General features: G+C 72.7%; 5 protein-coding genes. 2 read left to right on the plus strand and 3 right to left on the minus strand.

Features of this window, described 5'->3' with window-relative positions:
* Window positions 1–60 precede the first annotated feature (60 nt).
* Genes AB0C29_RS35230 through AB0C29_RS35240 form a run of 3 tightly spaced genes read right to left on the minus strand, consistent with a single transcriptional unit; the run spans window position 61 to window position 2532 of the window.
* Window positions 61–609: a DUF58 domain-containing protein gene (locus AB0C29_RS35230; RefSeq protein ID WP_360829712.1), complete on the minus strand. Its 549-nt coding sequence runs from the start codon at window positions 607–609 to the stop codon at window positions 61–63.
* A gap of 3 nt (window positions 610–612) precedes the next feature.
* Window positions 613–1641: a MoxR family ATPase gene (locus tag AB0C29_RS35235; RefSeq protein ID WP_360829715.1), complete on the minus strand. Its 1029-nt coding sequence runs from the start codon at window positions 1639–1641 to the stop codon at window positions 613–615.
* A gap of 30 nt (window positions 1642–1671) precedes the next feature.
* Window positions 1672–2532 (minus strand): trypsin-like peptidase domain-containing protein, encoded by an 861-nt coding sequence (locus tag AB0C29_RS35240; protein WP_360829718.1) that lies wholly within the window; start codon window positions 2530–2532, stop codon window positions 1672–1674.
* A 131-nt stretch (window positions 2533–2663) separates the two neighbouring features.
* Here AB0C29_RS35240 and AB0C29_RS35245 point away from each other — a divergent pair, with 131 nt between their 5' ends.
* Together AB0C29_RS35245 and AB0C29_RS35250 are read left to right on the plus strand one after the other, a co-directional pair.
* Complete coding sequence (locus AB0C29_RS35245) at window positions 2664–3899, plus strand: low temperature requirement protein A (RefSeq protein ID WP_360829721.1); 1236 nt, start codon at window positions 2664–2666, stop codon at window positions 3897–3899.
* A 30-nt stretch (window positions 3900–3929) separates the two neighbouring features.
* Window positions 3930–4208: nitronate monooxygenase (locus tag AB0C29_RS35250; RefSeq protein ID WP_360829724.1), on the plus strand; the 279-nt coding region annotated here is incomplete at its 3' end.

The following is a 4208-nucleotide window of genomic DNA, read 5'->3' on the forward strand; positions in this document are numbered from 1 at the left end:
CGGCGGGTGCGGACAGCTCGTCGGCGGTGACCGTACGGGCGACGCCGCCGCTCGGGCAGCTCACCTCACTGCTCGTGGGCGTACCGACGTGGTGGCGGCGGCCAGCCGCAGCATCGCGGCGAGGTCGGTCGTCGCGCCCGGCCCGGTGGCGGGCTGGGGCCTGGTGAGCTCGTGCGCGAGCCGCAGGATCTGGTTGCGTCCGGTGCGCGGCGGGATGACCTGGTGCGCCCGGTTGTCGTACAGGATCGCGCCGATCCGGTTGCCGCCCTGGGTGAGCAGCCGGGCCAGGGCGACGACCAGCTCGGCCGAGACCGAGTCCTTGCCGTGCCCGGCCGCGCCGAAGCGCATCGACGCCGAGCGGTCCAGCACCAGCCAGGCCGTCATGTCCCGGTCCTCGGAGTACTGCCGCACGAAGGGCTCGTCCAGGCGCGCGGTGACGTTCCAGTCGATGTGCCGGACGTCGTCCTCGGGCGTGTACGTGCGCAGGTCGGTGAAGTCGGTGCCGGCGCCGTGCCACAACGTGCGGTACGCGCCCTGCAGCCGGCCGTCGAGGCGGCGCACCACCTGCCATTCCAGGCGGCGCAGCAACCGGTCGGTGGCGGTGGCCATCGCTCAGCGGCCCCGGCCGACGGGATCCGGGATCGGCAGCGCCGCCAGGATCTTCTGCAGGACGGCGTCGGCGGTCACGTCGTCGGACAGCGCCTCGTAGGACAGCACCAGCCGGTGCCGCAGCACGTCGAGGGCCAGGTCGGTCAGGTCCTGCGGGACGACGTAGTCCCGGCCGCGGATGAAGGCCAGGGCCCGGGCGGCCAGCACCAGGCTGATCGACGCGCGCGGGCTGGCCCCGAAGGTGACGTACCTTGCCAGGTCGGCCAGGCCCACCGTGCCGGGCTCGCGGCTGGCGTGGGCGAGGCTGACCGCGTACTCGATGAGCGACGGGTCGATGTAGACCCGGTCGACGTCGCCCTGCATGGCCACCAGGGTGTCCGGGTCGATGATCCGCACGATCGCCGCGGCCGTACCGATCGCCCGCTCGACGACGACGAACTCCTCGGTGGCGCTGGGGTAGCCCACGACGACCTTCATCATGAACCGGTCGACCTGGGCCTCGGGCAGCGGATAGGTGCCCTCGGACTCGATCGGGTTCTGGGTGGCCATCACCAGGAAGGGCAGCGGCACCCGGTGGGTCTCGCGACCGATGGTGACCTGCTGCTCCTGCATCACCTCCAGCAGGGCGCTCTGCACCTTCGCCGGGGCCCGGTTGATCTCGTCGGCCAGCAGCAGGTTGGTGAACACCGGGCCCAGCGAGACCTGGAACTCGCCGGTCGGCTGGTGATAGATCCGGGTGCCGAGGATGTCGGCGGGCACCAGGTCGGGGGTGAACTGGACCCGGTGGAACTGCCCGCCGATCGCCTCGGCCAGCGACTTGACGGCCAGCGTCTTGGCCAGCCCCGGCACGCCCTCGACCAGGATGTGCCCGCGGGCCAGCAGGGCGACCAGCAGCCGTTCGATCAGCCCGTCCTGCCCGACGATGACCTTCTTGACCTCGTAGAGCACCTGCTCCACCGGTCCGGCCGGGGAGCCGCCCGGGGACCGGCGGCCGCCGTCGGTCCAGTCCTGGCCGCGTACCGGTGAATTCATGGAACCGTCCTCGGGAATCGGTGGTCGTGGTCAGAGCGGAAGAGCTGGTCCGTCGCCGGGGCCGTCGCCGCCGAGGGCGGTGCCGATCGGCACGGCGAAGCCGATGCCGATGAACGTGCCGACGTCGGTCGGGTTGGCCAGGGCGACGATGACGCCGACCACCTCGCCGCGGGTGTTGATCAGCGGTCCGCCGGAGCTGCCCGGGTTGACCGCCGCGTCGAACTGGATGAGCCCGGTCAGGTCGGCGGTCCGGCCCCGGCCGACCGAGCGGTCGAGCCCGGAGACGACCCCGGCGGTGGTGCTGTTGCGCAGGCCGAGCTGGTTGCCGACGGCGACCACGGCGTCGCCCACGCCCAGTCCCGCGCCGCCGAGCACGGCCGGCACGACCACCGAGGGCAGCTTGCTGACGGTCAGCGTCGCGATGTCATCGGCGGCCTCGGCGGTGGCGACCTTGGCCGCCGAGCGGGTGCCATCGGCGAAGGTCACCTGGATGGCGGTGGCGCCCTCGACGACATGCAGGGCGGTGAGCACCGTGCCGTCCGCGTTGACGACCACCCCGGTGCCGGTGGCGGCCTCGGCGGCGGTGGTGCCGCCCTCGACGCCGCGGGCGACGGCGGAGGAACCGCCGGTGGCCTGGATGAACACCACCGACGGCAGCAGCGTCTGGTAGACCTGCGGGACGGTGAGGACGGTGGCCGAGGCCGACGGGCTGGGCGGCGCGGCGACCGTTGCCGGATCGCCGGCGGAACCCCAGCGGAAGAAGATCGCGGCGGTGAGCGCCAGCGCGGCGGCGATCGCCGCCCAGGGCAGCAGACCGCGGTTCCCGTACGCGCGCCAGGGCCGCCTGCGGGTCCGTTCCGGCTCACTGCCGCCCGTGAGGTCGATGACCATCACCCCAGGCTAGGCCGCCCACCTCAAAGATCCATGTGAGTGGCCTGAGCGTGCCGACCGTGCACATACGGGTATGACCGGACACTCCCGGGGGTAGTGCGAGCGCACGGCGACCCGGCGTTGGAGGCCCAGTGACGAACGCGGAGGATCAGCTCGGCGAGGACGAGCGTGAGCACCTCGACGAGGAGGAGGCCGAGCAGGTAGAACCCGTCCGGCCGCCCGACCTCAACCAGGAGTCGAACCGCTCGGCGACCCGCCTCGAGCTCTTCTTCGACCTGGCCTTCGTGCTGTTCGTCGCCCGCTGCGCCGACGTGCTGGCCAAGGACGAGACCTGGTCCGGCGCCGCCGTGTTCGCCGCGGTGCTCTCGATCGGCTGGTGGGCGTGGGCCAGTGCCACCCTGTACGCCAACCGGTTCGACACCGACGACGCGGTGTTCCGGCTGATCACCCTCACCGCCATGGCCGGCGTGGTGGCGATGGCCGCCGCGGTGGACAAGATCGATGAACCCACCGGCCGCTGGTTCGTCATCGGCTACGTGATCATCCGGCTGGCCCTGATCGCCGGCTACGTACGGGCCTGGCGGCACGTGCCCAAGGCCCGCTCGACGGCCCGGCTGTACCTGATCGGGCACGGGCTGGGCGCGGCGATCTGGCTCGTCTCGCTGGCCGTGCCGGCCCCGGCCCGGTACGTGCTGTGGGGCGTCGGCGTGCTCGCGGACCTGGTGTGGCCGACCGCCGCGGCCCGGTTGAAGGACGCCGTCCCGCTGCACCTGGAGCACCTGCCGGAACGCTTCGGGCTCTTTGTCATCCTGGTCCTCGGCGAGTCCGTGGCCGCGGTGGTGACCGGCCTGCACGACGGCGAGTGGAAGCCGGCCGTGGTGGTCACGGCGGTGGCGGCGTTCGTGGTGGCGGCGGCGCTGTGGTGGATCTACTTCGACCTGTCCGGCGGTGCGGCCAAACGCCGGCTGGCCGCCGAGGGCGACCACGCGACCAAGCACGGCGTGCACGACTTCTACGTGTACGTGCACCTGCCCCTCGCGGTCTCGCTGGCGGCGGTGGCGGTCGGGCTCGAACACGCCGTGCTGCACGGGGCCGACGACCACCTCACCGCCGGTACGAGGTGGGTGCTGGGCATCGCCACCGCCGGCTACCTGCTCAGCGCCGCCGTCATGCAGGGCCAGCTGGGCCAGCGGATCCGGGGGGCGGTGGTGTGGCCCGGTGCCGGCGTACCGCTGGCCCTGCTGATCGCCCTGCTCGACCTCTCCCCCGCCGTCACCGTCGGCCTGTTCGCGGTGCTCACCGTCGGGGGTGTGGTGACCGGTTTCCTGCTGCACCGCTCCGGCGAGGTCCGCACCGCCAAGATCTGAGGGAGCGGCGGCGCGGCCTACAGTGGCGGGATGCTGGACGGTTGCGAGCGGTCCGTCGTCGTCGCGCCCATGGCCGGCGGGGTCTCCACGACCGCGCTGGTGCGGGCGGCGGCCGAGGCCGGGACGGCGGGATTCCTGCCCGCCGGTTACCTGACGCCCGAGGTGGTCGAGGGTCAGCTGCGAGAGTTACGCGGTCATCCGTACGGGCTCAACATCTTCGTGCCGTCGAGGACCGCTCCCGACGTGGCCGCGGTGGAGGCCTACCGTGCGCGGCTGGCTCCCGAGGCCGAGCGGTACGGCGTAGAGCTG

It is taken from the genome of Actinoplanes sp. NPDC048791 (genome assembly GCF_040650095.1).
In the GTDB taxonomy this organism is placed as follows: domain Bacteria; phylum Actinomycetota; class Actinomycetes; order Mycobacteriales; family Micromonosporaceae; genus Actinoplanes.